This is a genomic window from Streptomyces sp. NPDC103540, from assembly GCF_055584445.1.
Genome location: NZ_JBVJMA010000001.1, coordinates 768,654 through 791,034, shown reverse-complemented (window position 1 = coordinate 791,034; position 22,381 = coordinate 768,654). Strand labels below are relative to the sequence as shown.

Here is a 22,381-nt window from a genome sequence, read left to right as displayed (position 1 = left end):
TCCTCTACCTCCTCCGCTCCCACGCCGCCCACGGGCGGATCGGCCTCCGCGCCCGATGTCGGGCCCCTGGCCGGCCCGGTGGTTCCGCTTTCCGCTCCGGACGGTGTTCGGCCGACTACCGCGGACCGGGTTTTCGTGCCGGGTGCCGCCGCTCCGGCGGCCGTCGCGGACGGGGGGCCCGGCGGCGCGCGGCCTTCCGTACGGCGCCCGCTGGCCGTGGCCCTCCTCGCCGCCGCGCTCGCCGCGGCACCGGGCGCCCGCGCCTTCGCCGACTCCGGCCCGACGTCCGGCCGTGCGGAGGGTGCGAGCGCCGTGCTCGACGGCCTGAAGACGTACGGGCAGGCCGTCCTGCGGACGGGGGACGGTTCGGTCCGGCAGATCCCGGCCGGTCTGTACGAGATGCGGGTGGACGGCGGCGGCATGCTCCAGACGTACGGGGTCGGGGTGGCGGGATACGCGCAGCCCCAGGCCCGGTACACGGAGAGCGGCTGGGGAGGCAGCCCGCTCGCGGGCAACGCCGAGGCCGGCCGCATCCGCTGGGTCCTGGAGCACTCCTACCCGCAGCTCAACGATCTGGCGGGCCTCGCGAAGGCGGCCGGGGCGGCCTCCCTCACGGCGGAGAGCGCGGCCGCCGGTACGCAGGTGGCGATCTGGAGGCTGGCCGACGGCGCCCAGGTGGAGGCCACCGACCCGGCGGCGGAGCTGCTGGCGGACTACCTCCAGCGGACGGCGGGCCGCCTGCCGGAGCCGCCCGCCTCGCTCGGGCTGGACCCGGGCCGGGTGTCCGGGTCGGTCTCGGGGCCGGTCGGCACCCGGTTGGGGCCGGTCACGGTACGGACGGGCGCGCAGAGCGTGAGCATCACCCCGGACGCGGCGGCCGTGGCGATGGGCGTGCGCGTGGTGGACGCCGACGGGCGCCCGCTGGAGGCCGTCGGGAACGGCACCCGGCTCTACTTCGAGGTGCCGCCGGGCACCCCGGACGGGACGGCCTCGGTCACCGTGCACGGCTCCACGAAGGTGCCGGTGGGCCGCGTCTTCACCAGCGGGATCCCGGCCGAGGCGCAGATCGTGGCCGGCTCCAGCGAGTCCGCGGCGACCGCCACCGCGACGGCGCTCTGGCCGCAGCCGCCCACCGAGGCGACCACGGCGATGACCGGGACGGCGGGAACGGCCGGGACGGCGGGGAACGCCGCCACGCCGGCCGGGGTGGCCGAGGCCGCGGTGGATCCCGTGGCGTCCTCACCGGAGGAGGGCACGGACGACGAGCGGCTCGCCACCAGCGGCAGCTCGGCAGCCACCCCCGTGATCGCCGCGCTGGCCGTGGGGCTGGTGGTGCTCGGAGGCATGGTGGTCCTGCTGCTGCGCAAGCGCCCCCTGGAGGGGGAGGAAGACGAGGAGTTCGGGGAGGGCGGGGCCAGGGAGGCGTAGGCCGGACCCTCCGGCGCGGCTCCCCGGCGCGGCTCCCCGGCCCCGGGCCGGCCCGTTCGGATCTTGCCTGATTCTGTGCGCCCACCCCCGGGTAGGGGCACAGAATGGCTGATCAGGAGTTGACCTGGCGAGGCGTGGTCGCGGGATGGGACCGCGCGCTGTTCGACGCGGTGGCCCGCAGGCACTGGCCGGGGGCCGACCGGGTGCTTCCCCGGCTCGGGCGCGCCGCGAACCACGGGGTGTTGTGGGGCGGGATCGGGGCCGGGATCGCGGTGCTCGGCACGGCCCGCGCCCGCAAGGCCGCCCTGCGCGGGGCGGCCTCGCTGGCCCTGGCCTCCGCGACGATCAACACCGTCGGGAAGTGGTCCGTGCGCCGGCCCCGGCCCGTCCTGGACGGGGTGCCGGTGGTGCGGCAGCCGGTCGTGCCGCCCCGCACCACCTCTTTCCCCTCCGGACACTCCGCCTCGGCCTTCGCCTTCACCGCCGGGCTCGCGCTGGAGTCCCCGGGGTGGGGGGCCGTGGTGGCGCCGGTGGCCGCGTCGGTGGCGTTCTCCCGGGTCTACACCGGGGTGCACTACCCCTCCGACGTGGTGGCGGGCGCGGCGCTCGGGGTCGCGGCGGGCTTCGTCGTACGCCGCCTCGCGCGCGACGCGCAGGAGGCGCGGGTCGTGCCGGGCGACGAGCGCAGGGACGCCGGGGCGCCCGCCCTGCCGGACGGCGACGGGCTGACGGTGGTGGTGAACACCGGGTCGGGGACGGCCGCCGAGGCGGGCCTGGACCTCGTACGGCGGCGGCTGCCGAAGGCCGAGCTCGTCGAGTGCGCGGGCGGGGACCTGGAGGAGGCGCTCTCCTCCGCCGCCGACCGGGCCGCGGTGCTCGGGGTGTGCGGCGGAGACGGCACGATCAACGCCGCGGCGACGGCCGCCCTGCGGGCAGGGGTGCCGTTGGCCGTGTTCCCCGGGGGCACGCTGAACCACTTCGCCCTGGACCTCGGCCTCGCGGGAGTGGAGGACACCTGCCGTGCCGTCGCCGCGGGCCAGGCGGTCCGCGTCTCGGTGGGCCGCTTCACCCCGACCCCGCCCCGCGCCCACCCCTCCGACCCCGGCTCCACCCCGGCGCCCGCGGCCGGCGGCGGCTACTTCCTGAACAACTTCAGCATCGGGGCCTACCCCGAACTGCTGCGGCACCGGCTGCGGTGGGCGCCGCGGATCGGGGGCGGGCCGGCCGCGGTGCTGGCGGCCTGGCGGGTGCTGCGCGCCGAGCGGCCCGTCCCCCTCACCCTGGCGGGCCGGCCCCGCAGCGCGTGGCTGCTCTTCGCCGGCAACGGCACCTACCACGGCTCCGGCCCCACCCCCCGGCGCCGCGACAACCTCGGCGAGGGCCTGCTCGACCTGCGGGTCGTCCACGGCGGAGGCCGCCCCGGCCCGCGCCTGCTGGCCGCCGCCTTCACCGGCCCGCTCAGCCGGTCCCCGGTCCACGTGGCCACCCGGCTGCGCAGCCTGCGCGTCGCGGACATCCCGGACGGCACCCCGCTCGCCTACGACGGCGAGTACGCCCACGCCCCCTCGGCGCTCGTCCTCGACACCCTCCCGGACGCCCTCACCGTCTACCGCCCCCACTGACAGCGCGACCGCCCCGGGGCCCGTCGGGCCCCGGGGCACAGGCCCGGATCAGGGGCCGGGCGCCGGCGCGTTTCCCCCCCCGGGGGGGATGGACGTACGGCAGTAGGGGGTGTTACTGGCTTCCTTGACCCGGAAAGCCGCTTCCACCTGCGGCGGAACCACAAGCGGGGGCCATTTCATGCCGCCTGGGCCGGCGCGGGGAAACGGGGGCTGTTCAGGGGAGGATCGAGGGTTCGCCGCTTGGACCGGCGTCCACTCCCAGGTCAGTGCGCATCCCGCCGCGCAGGCCTTCCCCGCGCCCCCAGAGTTGCTGGAGCTCGGTGTGCAGCTCGTCGAAGGATCCGTCCGGGTCGGGGTTGCCCTCTTCAAGCCGCATGATCCGCCGGTACGTCTCGGACATCGCGGTCGTCATGTCATCCAGCTCGCCCAGTACTGAGGCCGAGGCGATCATCTGGGCCTCGGCGAAGGCGGCGTGGTGCGTATGCCTGGCGGTCTCCATCTCCTGCCGCGCTTCCGGTGTGACTTCTCCCTTGTGTACGAGCCACAGGTAGTTCATGAGCTGGATCCGATACCGACGGTACGCGGCGTTGGCTGTCATGTAGCAGGCGCGCCGCCGGTCCAGCTGGGCCAACTGCTGCTCGCGTATCCATTGCGCTTCAGCCTGCTGCTGCTGGCGGTCGAACTGTTCCGACTGGACGCGGGCGAGTAGGCGCTGTGACAGAACCGGCGCGATGAGTGTGCCGGTCACACCCACGATCGCAGCGGCCAGCGTGATCAGGGCGGTTCCCAATGTGCCTCCGGGTGGACGGGGCCATCGACCTCAGTCGCATCCTGTCTTGCGTCGGTGCGGTGGCGGGTGGCTTTGCCGAACTCCGGCACCGCACCGGGGTGGTCGGGTCTGATGCGTTGTCCCCGGCCGCCCCGACTCTTCCTGTCGAGCCGACCATCTGACGGCGGCCGAGGGCCCCGACGAACTTCCTTGATCGAAATTGCGACCCTCTGTCGCTGTGCAGGATGCATCCGGCGATGCTCTGCCGCCGGGTGACGGCGTTGTCCAGGGCGGTCACGGCCGGCCGGGACTTCATCCGCGCGTCGATCGAGTGTCCGTCCGAGGCGTGCCGGGTGGCGTCTGGGCTGCGATACGGGAGGCGACAAGCGACAAGCGACAAGGCAGCCGACAAGCGGACCGCGGGTACCGCCGGGCTGTCTGTGGGCCGTCGGAGGGTCTCCCATGGTCACCGACATCGACCGACGGCGACCAGACCGTGAGATCTGCCCCCTGGGCGGGCCGCAGGTCAGGGGGCCTGACCATTCGCGTTTCCCCCAGGGGATGGACGTACGGCAGTATGGGGTGTATCTGCCCACCATCGATCTGCCGGACGGTTTCTCTTGGCTGAGTACATCTACACCATGCGCAAGACGCGCAAGGCGCACGGTGACAAGGTGATCCTCGACGACGTCTTCCTGAACTTCCTGCCGGGGGCGAAGATCGGCGTCGTCGGCCCGAACGGCGCCGGCAAGTCCACCGTCCTCAAGATCATGGCGGGCATCGAGCAGCCGTCCAACGGCGACGCCTTCCTTTCCCCGGGCTACTCCGTCGGCATCCTCATGCAGGAGCCGAAGCTCGACGAGTCCAAGACGGTCCTGGAGAACGTCGAGGACGGCGTCGGCCCGATCAAGCAGAAGCTCAACCGGTTCAACGCGATCGCCGAGGAAATGGCGACGAACTACACCGACGAGCTGATGGAGGAGATGGGCAAGCTCCAGGACGACCTGGACCACGCCAACGCGTGGGACCTCGACGCCCAGCTGGAGCAGGCCATGGACGCCCTGGGCTGCCCGCCCGGCGACTGGCCGGTCACCAACCTCTCCGGTGGTGAGAAGCGTCGCGTGGCCCTCTGCAAGCTGCTGCTGGAGGCCCCCGACCTGCTGCTCCTCGACGAGCCCACCAACCACCTCGACGCCGAGTCCGTGAACTGGCTGGAGCAGCACCTGGCCCAGTACAAGGGCGCCGTCGTGGCGGTCACCCACGACCGCTACTTCCTCGACAACGTCGCCGAGTGGATCCTCGAACTCGACCGCGGCCGCGCGCACCCCTACGAGGGCAACTACTCCACCTACCTGGAGAAGAAGGCCGAGCGCCTCAAGGTCGAGGGCAAGAAGGACGAGAAGCGCGCCAAGCGCCTCAAGGAAGAGCTGGAGTGGGTCCGCTCCAACGCCAAGGGCCGTCAGGCCAAGTCCAAGGCCCGCCTCGCCCGCTACGAGGAGATGGCGGCCGAGGCCGACAAGATGCGCAAGCTGGACTTCGAGGAGATCCAGATCCCGCCGGGCCCGCGTCTGGGTTCGATCGTGGTCGAGGTCAACAACCTCTCCAAGGCGTTCGGTGACAAGGTCCTCATCGACGACCTGTCGTTCACGCTGCCGCGCAACGGCATCGTGGGCATCATCGGCCCCAACGGCGCCGGCAAGACCACGCTCTTCAAGATGATCCAGGGCCTGGAGACGCCGGACTCCGGCGAGATCAAGGTCGGCGAGACCGTCAAGATCTCCTACGTCGACCAGGGCCGCGCCAACATCGACCCCAAGAAGTCCCTCTGGGCGGTCGTGTCGGACGAGCTGGACTACATCAACGTCGGCCAGGTCGAGATGCCGTCCCGCGCGTACGTCAGCGCCTTCGGCTTCAAGGGCCCGGACCAGCAGAAGCCGGCCGGTGTGCTCTCCGGCGGTGAGCGCAACCGCCTGAACCTCGCGCTCACCCTCAAGCAGGGCGGCAACCTGCTGCTCCTCGACGAGCCCACCAACGACCTCGACGTCGAGACCCTGGGCTCCCTGGAGAACGCGCTGCTGGAGTTCCCCGGTGCGGCCGTGGTCGTCTCCCACGACCGCTGGTTCCTGGACCGAGTGGCCACGCACATCCTGGCCTACGAGGGCGACTCGAAGTGGTTCTGGTTCGAGGGCAACTTCGAGTCCTACGAGAAGAACAAGATCGAGCGGCTCGGCCCGGACGCGACCCGTCCGCACCGCGCCACCTACAAGAAGCTCACCCGAGGCTAGGTCGAAGACCATGGCCAGACACCACTACAGGTGCCCGCTGCGCTGGGCGGACATGGATGCCTTCGGGCACGTCAACAACGTGGTCTTCCTCCGCTACCTGGAAGAGGCCCGCATCGACTTCATGTTCCGCCTGGCGCCGGGGGAGGGCAGTGACTCCTTCACGGGCGGCTCCGTCGTGGCCCGCCACGAGATCGACTACAAGCTGCCCCTCGTGCACCGGCACGAGCCGGTGCTCATCGAGTCCTGGGTGACCCGGATAGGCGCCGCGTCGCTGACGATCCGCTACGAGGTCAAGGACGAGGCGACCGAGGAGACGCCCGAGACGGTCTACGTCCGGGCCGAGACCGTGGTCGTCCCGTACAACCTCGCCGAGGGGCGGCCCCGCCGCATCACGGCCGAGGAGCGGCTCTTCCTGGAGGAGTACCTCGACGAGCCGGTGAAGGACCGCGTCGCGGCCAAGGGCGCGGAAGGGCCCCTCGCGGCATGAACGACACGTTGTGCCTGTCCGATCCCGGGGAGGCGGCGGACCTCGCCGCCTTCCTGGGCCGGCTGGTGCACTACGACCGCGCCGCCGCCGTACGCCTCCAGGCGCGGACCGGCGGCGGCGCGCTCGCCGTCTTCGGCCGGCCGCCGTCCTTCGACGTCCTGGCGATCCGTACGGCGCGGCTGTCCGCGCCGTTCACGACGCCGCTGGACGTGACGGTGTCCGCCGGGGAACTGCTGGAGGCGGTCGACGAGGCCGCCGCCACCGTCCGCGTGCCCGCCGCGGTCACCGGCCCGCCCTGGGCCGGGGTACTGCCGCCGCGCGGCGGCTGGCGACCGGTGGCGGGCCTGCCCGCTCCGGAGGCGGTACGGGCGGCCGTGGCCGCGTCCGTCGCCGAGTTCCGGGCCCGCGACGAGGCCCTGCCCCCGCAGCACCGCACCCGTTCGGAGCGGGACCGCATCGGCCGCGAGATCTGGTCGCGGACCCTGGGCGACACGGAGCTGCCGCTGCGCGCGGTGCACGCCGCGCAGTCCCTGGGCTTCCTGCGACCCGTACGCTCCCCCGTGCCGGCCGCCTCGACCGGCTCCGGCGTCCCCGCCGGCGTGCCGGCCCCCGTGGCCCTGTTCGCCTCGGCCGGCTGGCTGCGGCTGAGCACCCCGTACGGGTCGGTCGCCACCCGGAGCCCCGGCCGCACCGGCGGGCTCGGCGCCCTCCAGGTCCGGCCGGTCTGAGCCCCGCCCCGGCGCGGCCCCGCGTCAGGCGCTGTTGATCATCGAGGCGGCGGCGTAGGTCAGGTACCGCCACAGCTGCGCCTCGTGCTCCGGCGCGAGGCCCAGCTCGTCGACCGCGACCCGCATGTGCGCCAGCCACGCGTCGTGCGCGGCGGCGTCCACCCGGAACGGCGCGTGCCGCATGCGCAGGCGCGGGTGGCCGCGGTGGTCGCCGTACGTCGTCGGGCCGCCCCAGTACTGCATCAGGAACAGCGCGAAGCGTTCCTCGGCGGGTCCGAGGTCCTCCTCCGGGTACATCGGACGCAGCAACGGGTCCCCCGCGACGCCCTGGTAGAAGCGGTGGACCAGACGGCGGAACGTCTCCTCGCCGCCCACCTGCTCGTAGAAGGTCGTCTCCTGGACGCTGCTCTGCGGATCGTCATTCACCCGACCATCGTCTCAGACGCCCGGACGGAGGACCCCGGTCCTAGGACCGGGACCGTCGCCGCGCGGTCGCACGCACGCGCCGCCCGCAGCACAGTGGAGACATGGGTACGGGCGGTACGGGACGGGACCTGCGCGGGGCCGCGCACGCCGCCCAGGTGCGGGAGCTGACCGCCGCCGGGGCGCTGGCGGACCCGGCCTGGCGGGCGGCGTTCACCGCGGTGCCCCGCCACCTGTTCGTGCCGTACTTCTGGACCGGTCGTGGGGCCGGGCACGAGCGCCTCTGGGGCGAGGACCCCGACCCCGAGCAGCGGGCCCGCTGGCTGCGCGGGGTGTACGCGGACGCGCCCCTCGCGACGCGGCTGCGCGACGGCGAGCTGGTCTCGTCCAGCAGCCAGCCGTCCCTGATGGCGCGGATGCTGGAGGCGCTGGAGGTGCGCGACGGCGACGACGTGCTGGAGGTCGGCGCCGGGACCGGCTACAACGCGGCCCTGCTCTGCCACCGGCTCGGCGAGGAGCACGTCACCACCGTCGACCTGGACGAGGAGATCACCGAATCCGCGCGGGCCCATCTGGCGCTCCTCGGCTACCGGCCCGCGGTGGTCACCGGGGACGGGGCGCGGGGCTGTCCCTCGCGCGCCCCCTTCGACCGGATCCTGGTGACCTGCACGCTGCCGCTGATCCCGCACGCCTGGCTCGGCCAGTGCCGGCCGGGGGCCCGGATCCTGGCCCCGCTGTCGACCGGGCTGATCGCGCTCACCGTCCGCGACCCCGACTTCGCGGAGGGCCGCTTCCTCCACACGTCCGCCTACTTCGTCCCCCTGCGCGGGGCCACGGCCTCCCCGCACCCCGTCGGGACGACGGGACCGCTGCACGGGGTCCCGTACGAGCTCGTGGAGAACGAGCGCTTCCAGTTCCTGTTGATCCTCACCGCGGGCGTACTGCACCCGCGCGAGGCGTTGGACCTGTGGCGGGGCGAGGGCAGGCCGGCGCGGGAGCGGTTCGGCGTCACGGTCACGGCCGACGGCCAGTGGTCCTGGCTCGACGATCCCCAGGGGCCCTACGTGTGGCCCCTGGGGGAGGAACGGCTCTGAACCGTGCCCGCGGCGGTCCTAGCCGCGGCGGATGGTGATCGTCGTCCAGGCGCCCACGTGGACCCGGTCGCCGTCGCCCAGCGGGACGGGGACGTACGGCTGGATCGGTTCCTCACCACCGTTGATGGTGGTGCCGTTGGTGGAGTTCTGGTCGACCACGGCCCAGCTGGTGTCCGGCTGTTGGACGAGCACCGCGTGCTGGTGGGAGACGCCCGGGTCCTCCGGCGGCACCGACAGGTCGATGTCCGGGGACTCGCCCGTGGAGGCGCGGCGGCGGCCGATGGTGATCTGGCCGCCTTCGAGCGGCAGGTGCAGTTCGGGGGAGTACGCGGGCAGGTTGAGACCGGCGGCCTCGGGGCCGCTGCGCCGCATCATCGCCGTGAAGTACGCGCGGTCCGGCCCGATGGTCGCCGACCAGGACCCGGTGCCCTGCGGGGCGGGGAAGCCCGGGTGCGACAGGCCCTGCGGCTGCGCCGGGGCCTGCGGCTGCCGGTACTCCGGGGGCGCCGGCGGCTGCGGCGCGTAGGACTGCTGCCCGTACTCCGCCTGGTAGTCCGGCTGGTACTCCTGCCGTACGGGTCCCGCCTGCGGGGTCTGCGGCTCGACGGGCGGGGCGGTGACCGGCGGCGCGGTGACCGGCGGGGCGGCGGCCGGGGGCGGCAGCAGCCAGTCGTCCTCGCCCTGCAACGGCTCCGCCGGGCGGTTGACCCGCGACGGACGGGAGCCCTGGTAGTCGAAGTGGTCCTGGGAGTACACGGGCTGCGGCGGGGCCGGCGGCGCGGGCAGCGGGGCCGGCGGCGCGGGCGGTGGCGGCGGCACGGCGGAGCCCCCGCCCGTCGGCGTGGTCGCCGCACGGGTCAGGAAGTTGTACCGGCACTCCTCGCAGAAGGGCGCCATGGCCTCGCGCGGGGTCCGGCACTGCGGGCACAGCTCCGCCTGGGCGGTCGGCTCACCGGTGGTGGGAGGGTAGCCGTATCCGTAGGAGGGCGCCGCGGGGGCGCCCGTAGGGGCAGCCATGCGGTGACCGCAGACCTCGCACCAGTCGTCGGAGGCGGACTGGTGCCCGTTCGGGCAGGTCGGCATCGCGGCGCTTCCCCCTTCTCCCTGCGTCATCGCGGCAGGTCTTCTCAGGTCTTCTTCACTCGGACGGTCTGCGTCGAACGCGTTTCAAGGGTCATCTCGTCGGCATCGGCGACCTTCGCTTTGAGCCGCACAGTACCTGCCACGGCGTCCACGACATCCACCACCTTCGCCAGAAGTCTGGCGGTGTCGGCGTTCCCCGAAACGCTCGCGAGCTGAACGGCACGCCCGAGTTTGGCCGTGGCACCGTCGACATCGCCCATTTTGCGTGCTTCCAGGCCCTGCTGGATGGCCTGCGCGAGCTCCGCCTGCCCCGTGTAGTGGGCCACCTGCGGGTTGATGGCGGTGGACGAGGCCAGATCGTTCGTCCACACCGCCCGGACGAGCCCCTGGGCGAGCGCGCCGCCCTCGCCGGCCGGTCCGGGCAGGACGAGCGAGGCGCGCGCGGCCAGCATCTCCTGCCCGACGGTCGCGCCCGGCACCCGCACGCACACGTGGTACTCGCGGGACTCGTCGCCCCACGATCCGGTCGGGTAGTCACCGGCGCGCGGGCCCGCCCCGACGCGCCGGCCGGTGAGGTCGAGCACGGTGGGGGAGACCTGCTTGACGTACCGGACCTCCGCGCCGACCGGGGTCCACAGGCGCAGCGCCACGTCCGCGACCTCCTTGCCCATGACGTTCTCCATCATGCGCGTGAAGTCCTCGGCGAGGTGGGCCGGGTCGGCGACGATGTCGGCGGAGCCGAGCAGCGCGCCCGCGATCCCGGTGACCTCCTTCACCTCCCAGTCGGTGCCCACCCCGCGGGCGTCGCAGGTGAAGCGACCCGCGCAGGCGTCCAGGGTGGCGCGCAGCACGGCCGGTTCCTCGTGCTCGTTGCGGCCGTCGGTGAGCAGGATGCCGTGCCGGATGCCGGCGGGGGAGGCGCGCAACAGGCCGTCGGCCAGGCGCAGCCAGGTGCCGATGGCGGTGCCGCCGCCGGAGGAGAGGCCGCGCAGCGCCTCCTTGGCCCGTTCCCGGGTGGTGGGGTCGGCGACGGCCAGGCGGCCCTGGCCGGGGTAGACCTCCTTGGCCACGTGGGTGCCGGCGATCACCGCGAACGCGGTGCCGTCGCGCAGGGTGTCGATCGCGGCGGCCGTGGCCTCGCGGGCCCCGCGCATCTTGGCGGGCGGGTACTCCATGGACCCCGAACAGTCGACCATGATCACGACGGCTGCGTCCTGGCCGTGGGCACGGCCGGCGGTGGCGCCGCCCGTGGAGGTGACCGTGACGATGGCGTGCACGTCCCGCCCGCCCTCGGGGAGGAACTCGTTCTGGTACACGTCCACGCTGAAACTCGGGGCGCTCGGCTTGGCGAAGTTCGCCATCGGTGGGACTCCTCCTCGGGGGCGGCGTCGGCGGCGTCGGCGGCGCGTGCGGCTCTGGGCGTGCGGCTCTGGGCGTGCGGTTCCGGGCGTGCGACCGGGGTTCACGGGCGGGGCGGGGCGTGGGCCGGTGGCGCGCGACGGTGGGCGGGCCGGCCGGCGGCGGGCGGCGCGGGGGCCGCTCAGACCCCGGGGTGCGGTTCCGCTTCGGGTTCCGCTCGGGCCGGCTCCCCGGGTTCCGTTTCGGTCCCGGCCGCCGCCGGTTCGGTGAAGGGGACGACCGCCACGGTGATGTTGTCGTGGCCGCCGCCGTCGAGTGCGTGACCCACCAGCACCTGTGCGCTGTGCAGGGGCCGTTCGGCGGCGTCCGGGGGCAGCACCCGGGCCATGTCCCGTGCGGACTCGGCGTAGTTCCACAGCCCGTCGGTGCAGACGACGACCACGCCGGGGTGGTCGGGGCGGAAGCTGGCCGTGTGCGGTTCGAGGTCGTAGGCGTCCGCGCCGAGCCAACCCGTGATGGCGTGGGCGCGTACGTCGGCGTAGGCCTCGGCCTCGCCCATCAGGCCCGCCGCGACCATCTGCGCGGCCCAGGAGTCGTCCTCGGTGAGCCGGCGGGGCACGGCGGCGCGGTCGTCGGGCACCCAGTAGGCGCGGCTGTCGCCGACCCAGCCGATGGTCAACAGGCCACCTCCGACGACCGCTCCGACGAGCGTGCAGGCCGGGGCGTTCTGGGCGCCGGGGGTCGGCGGGGCCAGGGCGTTGACGGCCGCCGCGGCGGCCAGGATCGCCTCGTGCATGGCCTCCTGGGCGTGGGCGCCCCGGGGCAGGGCCTCCAGCAGGGCCTCGTTGGCGGCGCGGGCCGCCGCGGCCGAGGCCTCGTCGGGACGGCTCGCGGAGGAGACCCCGTCGCACACGATCGCGACGGTGGCGGCCGAACCGTCCGGCAGGGCGGTCGCGGAGACGGCGAACGAGTCCTCGTTGCGGTGGTGGCGCAACCCCCGGTCGCTGACGGCGGCGACGCTGCCGAGTTCCTCCTCCAGGTGGTCGCGCTCGCGCGGCTGGGCGTGGCCGCAGTGCTCGCAGTAGCCGTCGGGGTCCACGTGCCCGGCGCGGCAGGCGACGCAGGTCGGGCCGCCGTCCGCCCGGTGGGCGGCGTACGGGTCCTCGTGCGCGGGCGCCGTCGGGGCCTCGCCGTACGGGGCCCCGGGCTCGTCGGTGCTCCACGGGAAGCTCTCGGGGCGACCCTCGGGGGCGCTCCCGGTCGGTGGGGCCTCGGGCGGGGTGCCCGCGCCGCCGCCGGGCGGGTCGTGGCGGACGGGGGCGGCCTGGCCGTACGGGGCGGCGTACCCGCCCGGGGTGGCGCCCTCCTCGCCGGCCTCCGCCCAGCCGGGGGCCGGCACGCCCGCCGGGATCGGCTCCCCGGGCGCGCCCGGGTGGTGCTCCCCGTACGCCCCGGGCTGCGGGACGGGGACCTGCGGCGGGGCGGCGGGCATCGGCGGCACGACGGGCGGCGCGGGCGGCATCCCGATCGGAGGCGCGGGCGGCATCCCGGTCGGCGGCGCGGCGAGCGGCGGCGCGGCGACCGGGGGTGCGGCGGGCGGCGGTACGGCGGCCGGGGGTGCCGTCGGGGGTGCGGGAGGCACGGGCGGCGGCGGGGCCGGGGCCGCCGGGCGCGGGGTCACCGGCAGGGTCGGCGCGGTGCCGTCCGGGGACGGGTGCGCGGCGGAGAGGTCGTACCCGCACACTCCGCAGAAACGGTCACCCTCCTCCAGGGGCTCCGCACAGCTGGGGCAGCCAGACGGCCGATGCATCGACATCACTCACACCCACGTCCGGGGACGGAAACGGTTTGCCCGCTCCACCAGTTCGATCCGCTCCTCGCCCCTCCGCGCCAGCCGGGCGAGGACGCGGTAGGAGCGCTCCAGGCCGAAGCGCAGCCCACGCTCGTCCAGTTGACAGCCGAGCAGCGAGGTCCGGCCGGGGTCGGCACCCCGGCTACCCGACAGTACCCAGTCCAGGGCCGAGCCCAGAACCTCCGTGGCCAGTCGTTCCTGGCGTTCCGGATCGAGTCCGAACCGCCGCAGTGCCTCCACCTGGTCGGACGCCGCCACGAGATCGGCCAGGAGCTCCTCCTGCGGGGACCGGTCGCGCAGGCGTGCCCGTACCGCCGCCACCCGTGCGGCGGTGTAGTGGATCGAGGCCTCCGGTACGGACTCCAGGGTCCGCACCGCCCCGGCCCGGTCGCCCGCGGCGAGCTGGACCCGGGCGAGCCCGAAGGCCGCGCTGACGAAATTCGGGTCGGTGATCCACACCAGACGGTAGTACTCGGCGGCGTTGTCCAACTGGCCCAGGATCTCCGCGCACAGTCCGAGGGCCAGCTTGGGCGCGGGCTCGCCGGGGAAGGCGTCGTAGATGGCGTCGAAGGACAGGGCCGCCGTCCCGTCGTCCCCGGTGGCCAGCGACGCGATGCCACGGGCCCACACCACGCGCCAGTCGTCCGGGTACAGGGACTCCAACTCGCCCAGGGCCTGGGCGGCGACGGCCCTCTCGTCGAGTTCGAGCCGGGCGCGCAGCGCGCGCAGCCGCAGTTCCGCGGAGTCGGCCGGCGCCGAGCCGAGCGCGCCGATCAGGTCGGCGGGCGCGGAGGCGAGGAGCCCGGCCAGGAATCCGGCGTTGGGGTCGGTCGCGTCCACGAGCGGGACCGGCAGCGCGAGCGCGGTGTCCCGCGCGTCGAGTCGGGCGAGGCCCGCCGCCGGGCTTCCGGAGGCGATCCCGGTCGCGGTTCCCGCGAACGGGGACGAGGACCCGGCGTACGCGGACCGCCCGGACGACGCGGCGGAGGTCGACGGGGCCGCTCGCGGGCCCGGGACCGCTGCCACGTGCGTGGCGGTGGTGCCGAGCGCGGCGACCCCGCCGCCCGGCGCTCCGACAGCCCCCGGCGGGCCCGCGTGGCCCGCCGCGCCGGTCCCACCGGTTCCGTCGGCCCCGCCCGTCACGCCGATCTCCGAGACGGCGGACACGCCGGAGACCCCGGACACCGCCGGCGCCGGACGCGTCCGACCCCTGCCCCGGCCCCGGCGCAGGGCTCCGAGCGCCCCTCCCCGTTCAAGGACGGTCCGAGCACCCAACCGGGACACCTCCGCCCCCGCCGCGTCGGCGTACAGCCGGGTGTCCGGAACGCGGACCTCCGGCCCGAACAGCGTCGACAGCTGCGGTCGCGGCCGGCCCGTCTGGAGGGCGACGACCTCCCGCAGCACCCCCGTGAGCTGGTCGGCCATCTCCTGCGCCGAGGCGAACCGCCGCCCCGGATCCGGGTCGGTGGCCCGTACGAGCAGCCGGTAGAAGGACTCGTAGCGCTGGAAGACCTCGATGTGCTCCGGGTCGGGCAGCGAGTCCACGAACACGTTCGTGTAGCCCTGGAAGTCGAAGGTCAGCACCGCGAGGGTGCGCGCCACCGTGTACAGGTCGGAGGCCACCGACGGCCCGAGCTCGGCGACCTCGGGCGCCTGGTAGCCCACCGTCCCGTATATGGCCGACTCCTCGTCGTCCATCCGCCGCACCGCGCCCATGTCGATCAGCTTGAGCTGGTCCTGCTGCTGGATCGCGTTGTCGACCTTGAAGTCGCAATAGAGGAGGTTGCGGCTGTGCAGGTGCCCGAGCGCCTCCAGGGCCTCGATGCCGTACGCGCAGGCCTGTTCCACGGGCAGCGGGTCGCGGCGCCCGTCGGGCCGGCGCCGCTCGTTCGCGATCTCCTTGAGGGACTTGCCTCCGACGTACTCCATGACGATGTAGCCGTCGAGCGAACCCGTCCGCTGGTCCAGGTGCTCCACGAAGTTGTAGATCCGCACGATGTTGGAGTGCTCGATCTCCGCGAGGAAGCGCCGCTCGGAGATCGCCGCCTCCATCGCGTCCTGGTCCCCGGTGTCGAGCAGGCCCTTGAGTACCACCCACCGGTTCGAGACGGCCCGGTCCACCGCCAGGTAGACCCAGCCGAGCCCCCCGTGCGCGAGGCAGCCCGCCACCTCGTACTGGCCGTGCACCACGTCGCCGGCGCGCAGCTTCGGCACGAAGGAGTACGGGTGCCCGCACTTGGTGCAGAAGCCCTCCGTACGGCCCGGCCGCTCGCCCCGCGCGCGCCCCACCGGGGACCCGCAGTCCGAGCGCGAGCAGAACCGCTTGCGCTCCGGCACCTCCGGGTTCTCCAGCACCGCCGCCGAGGGGTCCGGACGCGGCACCTCGGGCACGTTGACCAGTCCGGCGCCCAGCCTGCTGCGCCCCGAGGCGCCGGCGGCCGAACCAGAGCTGCGCACCGACACCGAGCGGGTCGACGTGCTGCCCGGCAGCGAGCGCGACAGTCGGCCCGACACCGAGCGGCGGGAGGACGAGGAGCGGGAGGAGCGCGAGGAGCGGGCCGAGGCCGAGGAGCGGCCGGAGCCGTGCGAGCCCGCGGAGCCCCGCGAGTCACCGTGCCGGGCGGCGCTGGTCATGCCGGTGGGCGGGGACACCAGCTCCCCGGCGCCCGCCGCGACCGCGCCGATCGGGGCGAGGCCGCAGGTGTCGCAGTACACCTCGCCCCCGCCCATGTCCTCGTACGCCCCGGGGCAGCCGGGGCGAAGACACGGTGTTCCGATCAGGCTCATGCGTCCTCCTCTCCCGGCCCGTGGGGCCCTCGTGGTTCCTCGTCCGACGGCTGCTCCGGCCCCCCGTACGGTGCCGGTGCCGGTGCCGGTGCCGGTGCCGGTGCCGGTGCGGGAGCCGGGGCCAGGGCCTCGGCCGTCGCCCGTTGGTAGCGCAGCACCGCCTCCTCGGCGACCCGCAGGTCGCAGGGCGCGCTCCACAGCATCCGCCGGGCCGCGTCGTACCGCTCGATCAGCAGCGGATCCTCGGCCAGACCCAGCCGGGCCACCTTCGCCCGGTACGCGTCCAGCCGGCCGCGCAGCTCCGCGCGGACCGCGAGCGGCGCCGTCACCGCGGTCAACGAGGCGCGGGCCCGCTCCAGTTCCTCGGCGGCCCGGTCCTCCAAGGCGTCCAGCAACGGCGACAGCCGGTGCCACTGCGAACGCCGCCGGTACTCGGCCGCCGCCGCGAGCTGTTCCTGGAGCGCCGTCGGCGGGCCGCTGACCGCCGGCACCTCGGAGGCCGCGATCTTCGCGAGGACCTCGCCGCGCGCCGTGCGCGCCTCCGCGAGGGTCCGATCGGCCCGCGAGAGCACGTCCCGCAGGGCGATCAGCCGCTGCTCGGCGTCCTGCCGCACGGTCAGCACCGCCTCGACCTCGCGGCGTACGTCCTCCAGCGCGAGGGCCGCGCGGTCGTAGCGGCCGGTGTCGGGCCGGCCCCCGCCGGGGGCGGAACTGCCGGTCGGGGAGACCCAGAAGGCCAGCGGGTCGGCGATGACCTCCTGCCGCAGCAGGGCCAGCTCGGCGGTGATCGCCTCCAGGTCGTCCCCCGAGGGGTGCTCGCCGGGCCGCACGCCCACCGAGTGCGCGAGCGAACGCGTCCGGTGCAGTTCGGCGGCGAGCAGGTCGATGCGCGCGGGCAGCGCCGACCAGACGGAGTCGGCCGCGACGACCACGTCCAGGGAGGCCGCGTACAGCTCGTTCATCCGGGCCACCAGCTCGGCCAGGGAGAACCGCTCGACCAGCGCGGCGCCCTCCGATCCGGCGCCCGCGATCACCACCCCGGGGCCGCGCAGCCGCTCGGTCAGTTCGGACAGGTCCTTGACCCCGGGCCAGCGGCTGCGCTCGCGGATCTCGCGGGCGGCGGCCAAGGCCCCGCTGTAGGCGTCGAAGTAGGTCCACAGCCGGGTGATCGCCGCGTCGGTGGAGGTCCACCGCTCCTTGGTGACCCCGCTCAGCGCGGCGCCCTCCAGCAGCCGACGTCCCGCGTGGTCCTGGAGCGCGAGCAGGGAGGTCTCGACGGCCTCGTGCTCCGCGCCGAGACGTGCGAGGGCGCGGTCGACGTCGTCCCGGTCCATCAGGGCCGCTCCCGTCGGGGGACGATCCACGTGGGGTTCCACATCCGTCACCGGCCTCACCCGTCCCGGTACTTGGGCGCCGGCGGCTTGGCGCCCTTGGGCAGCACGTTCTCGAAGTGGTCCTTGTACGCCTTCTCCCACGGGCCGTTCTCACCGCCCGCGCGGTAGTTCTCCAGCACCTTGTTGACCCGGCGGACCAGGTCACCGGCGTCCTTGTTCATCGCCACGCCGTAGAACTCGCGGGTGAAGGGGGCGCCGACGAGCTTCAGCGAAGGGTCCTGCGCCGCCTGGCCGGCGGCGAGGGCGTTGTCCGTGATGATCCCGTCGACCTGGCCGAGCTGGAGCCGCACCAGGCAGTCCAGCTGGTTCGGGACGGAGACCGGCACCGCGCCGTACGAACGCGTCTTCAGGGCCGCCTCGGCCGTGGAACCGGCGGCCGTGCACACGCGCCGGCCGTTCAGCGACGCGTCGTACCCGGTGATCGTCGAACCGGAGGGGGCGAGGACCTGCTGTCCGGCCTCGAAGTAGGCGGTGGAGAAGGCCACGTCCTCCAGGCGCTTGCAGTTGATCGTCATCGTCCGCACGACGATGTCGACGCGGCCCTCCTGGAGGGCCGGGATCCGCTGGTTGGTGGGGATCGCCCGGTAGATGACCTTGTCCTCGCTGCCGAGGATGTCCTTGGCGATGGCCTTGACGAGGTCGATGTCGAAACCGGCGAGGGAGCCGTCCGCCTTGCGGTAGCCCCACTTGAAGCTGTTCTGGTCGACGCCCGCGACGAGTTTGCCGGCGCTGCGGATGCGCTGGATCGTCGGCCCGTCCAGGTCGGAGGGGCGCAGGCTCGCCTCGGGGTCCGGGCAGGTGTCGGCCGGGGCGGCCGGAGCCGCCGGCGCCGCCGCCATGGAGGCGGGCTCGCGGACCGCACCGGGCCGGTCCGGGTCGGGGGAGGACAGGGCGAGCGGGAGCAGCACGGCGGCGGCCGTCACCGCGCAGGCGGCGGCCATGGCGCTGACCCCTCCCCAGCCGCGCAACCGGCCGCCGGAGCGGCGCACGCGGGCCGCGCGAGGCTCGCGGGACGCCCCGCCGGCCCCGCCCGCCTCCGCGAACCCGGCCCCGGGAGCCGTCGCCCCGGGAGCCGTCGCCCCGGGGTCCGGCGCCGCGCCGGCCGCCGGCCCCTCGCCCCGATCCGTCCCCGCCCGTCGTATCCGCATCGACCTCACCTGTACTCCGAAAGCCTGCGGCCGATGCCGAGGACGGCCGCCGCCGCGCCGAGGACGGCCAGCGCCGCCGCGCCGACGAACAGCCCGCCCAGCGCGTTCCGCCCGCCCCGGGCGGCCTCGGTGAACTCCCGCTGCTCATGGGCGACGGCCTGCTCCAGCGAGGCGTCCACCCGGTCGAAGGAGGCCCCGCTGCTGTTCTTGTCCCCGATGACCTGGGGCAGCGCCTCCTCGTACCCGCCCTTCATGTCCGCCTCCCGGGCCGCCGTGTGCCGCTGCTTCCACTGGGCCACGCCCTCCACGGCCTTCGAGACGGGCTCCCGGCCGGCGCCGTCGTCGGCCAGCCGCAGGGCCAGGGCCAGACCCTGGTCGAGCTGCTTCATGTTCTTCTCGTAGTCCACGTCGTACTTGTCGGACTTCTTGTCCTCGGCCAGTACGGCGCCCCGCGCGATCAGCGTCAGGTTCTCGTTGGCCCGGGCCTGGAGCGAGGCGATCCGGGCGTCGTTGAGCACCTTCAGCGACTCCTGCCCGTCCGAGCGGGCCTCGCCGAGGCCGGCGCGGGCGAAGGACTGCCCCACCGTCAGCCACAGCAGCGCCACCACGGAGGCGGCCGTCGCGGCGAGCAGCCCGTGGTTGAAGACCCTGTTCGTACGCCGGTAGTTGCGCCGCTGCGCCCACACCAGGGCGGCGAGGGCGAGCAGGCCCGCGCCCGTCGAGGCCGCCGGCCAGGACCGGGCGTCGTCGTAGTCCTCGTAGAGCCGGCCGGTCTCCGCCTCGTACAGCCGCTGGGCGGCGGGCAACAGGACGGTGCTCATCTGCTCGTTCGCATAGCGCAGGTAGGCGCCGCCCAACGGCAGTCCCTGCCGGTTCGTGGCGCGGGCCTGTTCGATGAGACCGGTGTAGCGGGGCAGTTGCTCGCCCAGGAGCGCTATCTCCTTGCGGGACTGGTCGCCCGCTCCGGTGTTGGCCGCCGCGCTTATCAGCAGCCGGGAGGCGTTGGCGATGTCCTTCTCGTAGCGCAGGCGGACCTCGCGGGGCTCCTGGGCGCCCGCGAGGAAGCCGCTGGAGGAGGCCGTGTCGGCGTCCGCCAGGGAACGGTAGATGCTCGCCGCGTCGGCGCTCAGCGGCTGGCTGCGGCCCACCACGTCGTCCGCCGCCGTGGTCCGGCCGGAGACCTCCCACACCGCGACGGCCCCGAACAACAGGACCAGCGCGGCCAGTACCGCCCCGATGATCCGCAGCCGGCCCGGCTCGGTCGTCGCGGCGGCGCGCAGCCGCTCCACCCCCTCCGCCCAGGCCGTACCCCGGCCGGGCGGTTGCGGCGGACCCGGCGCGGGCCCCGCCGGCACCCCGGAGGAACCGCTCCCGGGCGCGGACGCGCGTGTCGTGATGGCCACCGTGACCTCCCCCTCGGTCCCCTGCTGTTCGGGAGCAGTATGGCCGTACCGGCGGTCGGCCACAGCACCCGGTGCCGGATCCCGGGCGAACCGCCACCCGAACCGTCACCGCCGCCGCCCCCGTACCTCCCCCGAGACCACCCCCGTCACCCCTACACCGTCAATACGCGGGGCCGCCCGTCATGGTTCCGCACCCGCCCCCCGCCGGCCCGGGTTCACCCGAAATGGGCACGGAGTTTCGCCTCGGCCGCGTGCGCCGCCCCCGGCACGCCCCCCGCCGTGCCCCCCGGGGCGTCCGCCGCGTCCAGGGCGTCCAGCCCCAGCAACCCCGCCCCCAGCACGGGCGGGGCCGTCACCACCGACACCCGGGCGCGGGGGGCGCGGTGGGCCAGCAGCTCCTCGATCCGCCCGTTCAGCCCCGGGTGGCGGGCCGCGAGCACGCTGCCGCCCAAGAGGACCGGCACCGCCTCCTCCAGCAGCTCCAGGCGGCCGAGCGCCACCGACGCCAGCGCCACCACCTCCTCGGCCTGCCGCTCCACGATCGCCGAGGCCACCGCGTCACCGGCGGCCGCCACCGCGAACAGCACCGGTACCAGCTCGTGGATCCGGCGCCGGGGGACCGGCCCCAGGTGCAGCGCCTCGATCAGCTCCGCCATCGAGGCCAGCCCGAAGTGGGCGGGCAGCGCCGAAGCCAGCTCCGTCGGCCCGCCCCGCCCGTCCTCGGCCCGCGCCGCCCACCACAGGGACTCCTCCGCCAGGCCGCCCCCGCCGCCCCAGTCGCCGGAGATCACCCCGAGGGCCGGGAAGCGGGCGGTGCGCCCGTCGGGCAGCACGCCGACGCAGTTGATGCCCGCCCCGCACACCACCGCGACCCCGCGCGGCGGGCCGGGCTCGGTCAGCCCGGCCCGCAGGATCGCGAAGGTGTCGTTGCGCACGTCGGTCGTCGCGCCCCAGCCCCGCTCTTGGAGCGCCCGCGCGAGCCGGCGTTCCTCCACGGGCAGGTCGGCGTTGGCCAGGCAGGCCGAGACCCGGGCCGCGTACGGGGCGCCGGGCGCGGAGGCCGGGAGTCCGGCCGCCGCGACGGCCTCGGCGACGGCCTGCCCGAGCACGTCCACGGCCGCCTCGACGCCGACCCGGGGCGGCTGGAAGCCCCCGGCGCGTCCGGTGCCGAGCACGGCGCCGTCGTAGCCGATCAGGGCCACGTCCGTCTTGCTGTTGCCGGCGTCGACGGCGAGTACGGCCGCCCCCGCTACGCCCATGGCAGGTGCTCCTTGTTGTGCGCGAGCAGGCGGTCCGTGAGCCCCTCGGCCACGTCGAACTGTCCGACCAGCGGGTGGGCGAGCAGGGCCCGGAAGACCCGGTCGCGGCCGCCGCGCAGGGCCGCGTCCAGGGCCAGGTCCTCGTACGCGCCGACGTGCGCGACCAGGCCGGCGTACAGCGGGTCGAGCCGGGGCGCGGGCAGCGGCACGGGTCCGGAGCCGTCGACCCGGGCCTGGACCTCGACGACGGCGTCGTCGGGCAGGAAGGGCAGCGTGCCGTCGTTGCGTGCGTTGACCACCTGGACGGACGGCCCGCCGCCGCCCAGCAGGGCCGCGGCCAGGTCCACGGCCGCCTCCGAGTAGAAGGCGCCGCCGCGCCGGGCGAGCAGCTCCGGCTTCTCGTGGAGCGCGGGGTCGGCGTACAGGTCGAGGAGTTCGCGCTCCATGGCGGCGACCTCGGCGGCCCGGGAGGGCTTCTCGCCCAGTTCGCGGACCACCTCGTCGTGGGCGAGGAAGTAGCGCAGGTAGTACGAGGGCACCACGCCGAGCCGGTCCAGTACGGCGCGCGGCATCCGCAGGTCGGCGGCGACGGCGTCCCCGTGCTCCGCCAGCAGCCGCGGCAGTACGTCGGGCCCCTGCGGGCCGCCCAGGCGTACGCCGAGCTCCCAGGTCAGGTGGTTCAGGCCGACGTGGTCGAGGTGCACCTCGGCCGGGGTGACCTCCAGCAGCGCGGCGAACTTCCGCTGGAAGCCGATGGCGACGTTGCACAGGCCGACCGCCTTGTGCCCGGCCTGGAGCAGGGCCCGGGTGACGATCCCGACGGGGTTGGTGAAGTCGATGATCCAGGCGTCGGGGGCGGCCCGCCGGACCCGTTCGGCGATGTCCAGCACCACGGGCACCGTGCGCAGGGCCTTCGCCAGTCCCCCCGCGCCGGTGGTCTCCTGGCCGACGCAGCCGCACTCCAGCGGCCAGGTCTCGTCCTGGAGGCGGGCCGCCTGGCCGCCGACGCGCAGCTGGATCAGCACGGCGTCGGCCCCGGCGACCCCGGCGTCGAGGTCGGCGGTGGTGGTGATCCGTCCGGGGTGGCCCTGACGGGAGAAGATGCGCCGGGCCAGGCCGCCGATCAGTTCCAGGCGGTCGGCGGCCGGGTCGATCAGGACCAGTTCGGTCACCGGCAGGGTGTCGCGCAGCCGCGCGAACCCGTCGACCAGTTCGGGGGTGTAGGTGGAACCGCCGCCCACCACTGCGAGTTTCATCGGG

General features: G+C 74.8%; 17 protein-coding genes and 1 pseudogene. 6 read left to right on the top strand and 12 right to left on the bottom strand.

Translation table 11 applies throughout. The features are described 5' to 3' along the window. Positions 1 to 135: 135 nt before the first annotated feature. Together ACZ6ZI_RS03515 and ACZ6ZI_RS03510 are read left to right on the top strand one after the other, a co-directional pair. Positions 136 to 1,428 carry a TQXA domain-containing protein gene (locus ACZ6ZI_RS03515; RefSeq protein WP_469515217.1) on the top strand — a complete coding sequence of 431 codons (1,293 nt, stop codon included), beginning with the start codon at positions 136 to 138 and terminating at the stop codon, positions 1,426 to 1,428. Between the two features lie 104 nt (positions 1,429 to 1,532). Continuing rightward, positions 1,533 to 3,050: a phosphatase PAP2 family protein gene (locus tag ACZ6ZI_RS03510; RefSeq protein WP_469515215.1), complete on the top strand. Its 1,518-nt coding sequence runs from the start codon at positions 1,533 to 1,535 to the stop codon at positions 3,048 to 3,050. Between the two features lie 214 nt (positions 3,051 to 3,264). Here the strand turns inward: ACZ6ZI_RS03510 and ACZ6ZI_RS03505 are convergent, their stop codons facing one another. Continuing rightward, positions 3,265 to 3,840: a hypothetical protein gene (locus ACZ6ZI_RS03505; protein ID WP_469515880.1), complete on the bottom strand. Its 576-nt coding sequence runs from the start codon at positions 3,838 to 3,840 to the stop codon at positions 3,265 to 3,267. A gap of 109 nt (positions 3,841 to 3,949) precedes the next feature. Further along, a pseudogene (locus tag ACZ6ZI_RS03500) lies at positions 3,950 to 4,156 on the bottom strand (hypothetical protein); the annotation flags it as partial. Positions 4,157 to 4,439: 283 nt separating this feature from the next. Between ACZ6ZI_RS03500 and ettA the strand changes: the two are divergent. From ettA to ACZ6ZI_RS03485, 3 genes are read left to right on the top strand one after another with little or no spacing between them, the layout of a single operon-like run. Further along, entirely contained in the window at positions 4,440 to 6,104 is a 1,665-nt protein-coding gene (ettA, locus tag ACZ6ZI_RS03495) for an energy-dependent translational throttle protein EttA (RefSeq protein WP_469515210.1), read from the top strand. 10 nt (positions 6,105 to 6,114) lie between these two features. Then, entirely contained in the window at positions 6,115 to 6,591 is a 477-nt protein-coding gene (locus ACZ6ZI_RS03490) for an acyl-CoA thioesterase (protein WP_363054359.1), read from the top strand. After that, positions 6,588 to 7,319: a DUF8010 domain-containing protein gene (locus ACZ6ZI_RS03485; RefSeq protein ID WP_469515207.1), complete on the top strand. Its 732-nt coding sequence runs from the start codon at positions 6,588 to 6,590 to the stop codon at positions 7,317 to 7,319. Before ACZ6ZI_RS03490 ends, ACZ6ZI_RS03485 begins: the two co-directional genes overlap by 4 nt. A 24-nt stretch (positions 7,320 to 7,343) precedes the next feature. On the opposite strand, the gene ACZ6ZI_RS03480 is transcribed toward ACZ6ZI_RS03485, so the two are convergent. Beyond that, positions 7,344 to 7,745, bottom strand: coding sequence for a globin (locus ACZ6ZI_RS03480; RefSeq protein ID WP_363054357.1), 402 nt, complete (start codon positions 7,743 to 7,745; stop codon positions 7,344 to 7,346). Positions 7,746 to 7,846: 101 nt separating this feature from the next. On the opposite strand from ACZ6ZI_RS03480, the gene ACZ6ZI_RS03475 reads away from it, so the two are divergent. After that, on the top strand, positions 7,847 to 8,836 hold the full coding sequence (locus tag ACZ6ZI_RS03475) for a methyltransferase domain-containing protein (RefSeq protein ID WP_469515203.1): 990 nt from the start codon (positions 7,847 to 7,849) through the stop codon (positions 8,834 to 8,836). An 18-nt stretch (positions 8,837 to 8,854) separates the two neighbouring features. On the opposite strand, the gene ACZ6ZI_RS03470 is transcribed toward ACZ6ZI_RS03475, so the two are convergent. The 9 genes from ACZ6ZI_RS03470 to ACZ6ZI_RS03430 form a co-directional block, all read right to left on the bottom strand. After that, complete coding sequence (locus ACZ6ZI_RS03470; RefSeq protein ID WP_469515200.1) at positions 8,855 to 9,949, bottom strand: FHA domain-containing protein; 1,095 nt, start codon at positions 9,947 to 9,949, stop codon at positions 8,855 to 8,857. A gap of 14 nt (positions 9,950 to 9,963) precedes the next feature. Beyond that, entirely contained in the window at positions 9,964 to 11,280 is a 1,317-nt protein-coding gene (locus tag ACZ6ZI_RS03465; protein WP_469515197.1) for a VWA domain-containing protein, read from the bottom strand. Between the two features lie 179 nt (positions 11,281 to 11,459). Beyond that, positions 11,460 to 13,094: a PP2C family serine/threonine-protein phosphatase gene (locus tag ACZ6ZI_RS03460; protein ID WP_469515193.1), complete on the bottom strand. Its 1,635-nt coding sequence runs from the start codon at positions 13,092 to 13,094 to the stop codon at positions 11,460 to 11,462. Positions 13,095 to 13,097: 3 nt separating this feature from the next. Continuing rightward, positions 13,098 to 15,908: a serine/threonine-protein kinase gene (locus tag ACZ6ZI_RS03455; protein WP_469515841.1), complete on the bottom strand. Its 2,811-nt coding sequence runs from the start codon at positions 15,906 to 15,908 to the stop codon at positions 13,098 to 13,100. Between the two features lie 5 nt (positions 15,909 to 15,913). Next, the gene (locus tag ACZ6ZI_RS03450) at positions 15,914 to 17,251 is read right to left on the bottom strand and encodes a coiled-coil domain-containing protein (RefSeq protein ID WP_469515838.1); all 1,338 of its coding nucleotides are present in this window, start codon (positions 17,249 to 17,251) and stop codon (positions 15,914 to 15,916) included. Between the two features lie 56 nt (positions 17,252 to 17,307). Continuing rightward, complete coding sequence (locus ACZ6ZI_RS03445) at positions 17,308 to 18,252, bottom strand: glutamate ABC transporter substrate-binding protein (protein WP_469515835.1); 945 nt, start codon at positions 18,250 to 18,252, stop codon at positions 17,308 to 17,310. Between the two features lie 212 nt (positions 18,253 to 18,464). Then, positions 18,465 to 19,814, bottom strand: coding sequence for a hypothetical protein (locus tag ACZ6ZI_RS03440; protein ID WP_469515832.1), 1,350 nt, complete (start codon positions 19,812 to 19,814; stop codon positions 18,465 to 18,467). 263 nt (positions 19,815 to 20,077) lie between these two features. Then, on the bottom strand, positions 20,078 to 21,121 hold the full coding sequence (locus ACZ6ZI_RS03435) for an N-acetylglucosamine kinase (RefSeq protein WP_469515190.1): 1,044 nt from the start codon (positions 21,119 to 21,121) through the stop codon (positions 20,078 to 20,080). Then, positions 21,112 to 22,377, bottom strand: a complete 1,266-nt coding sequence (locus tag ACZ6ZI_RS03430) for a 6-phospho-beta-glucosidase (RefSeq protein ID WP_469515188.1) — start codon at positions 22,375 to 22,377, stop codon at positions 21,112 to 21,114. The genes ACZ6ZI_RS03435 and ACZ6ZI_RS03430 overlap by 10 nt, the downstream gene beginning before the upstream one ends. Positions 22,378 to 22,381: the final 4 nt, after the last annotated feature.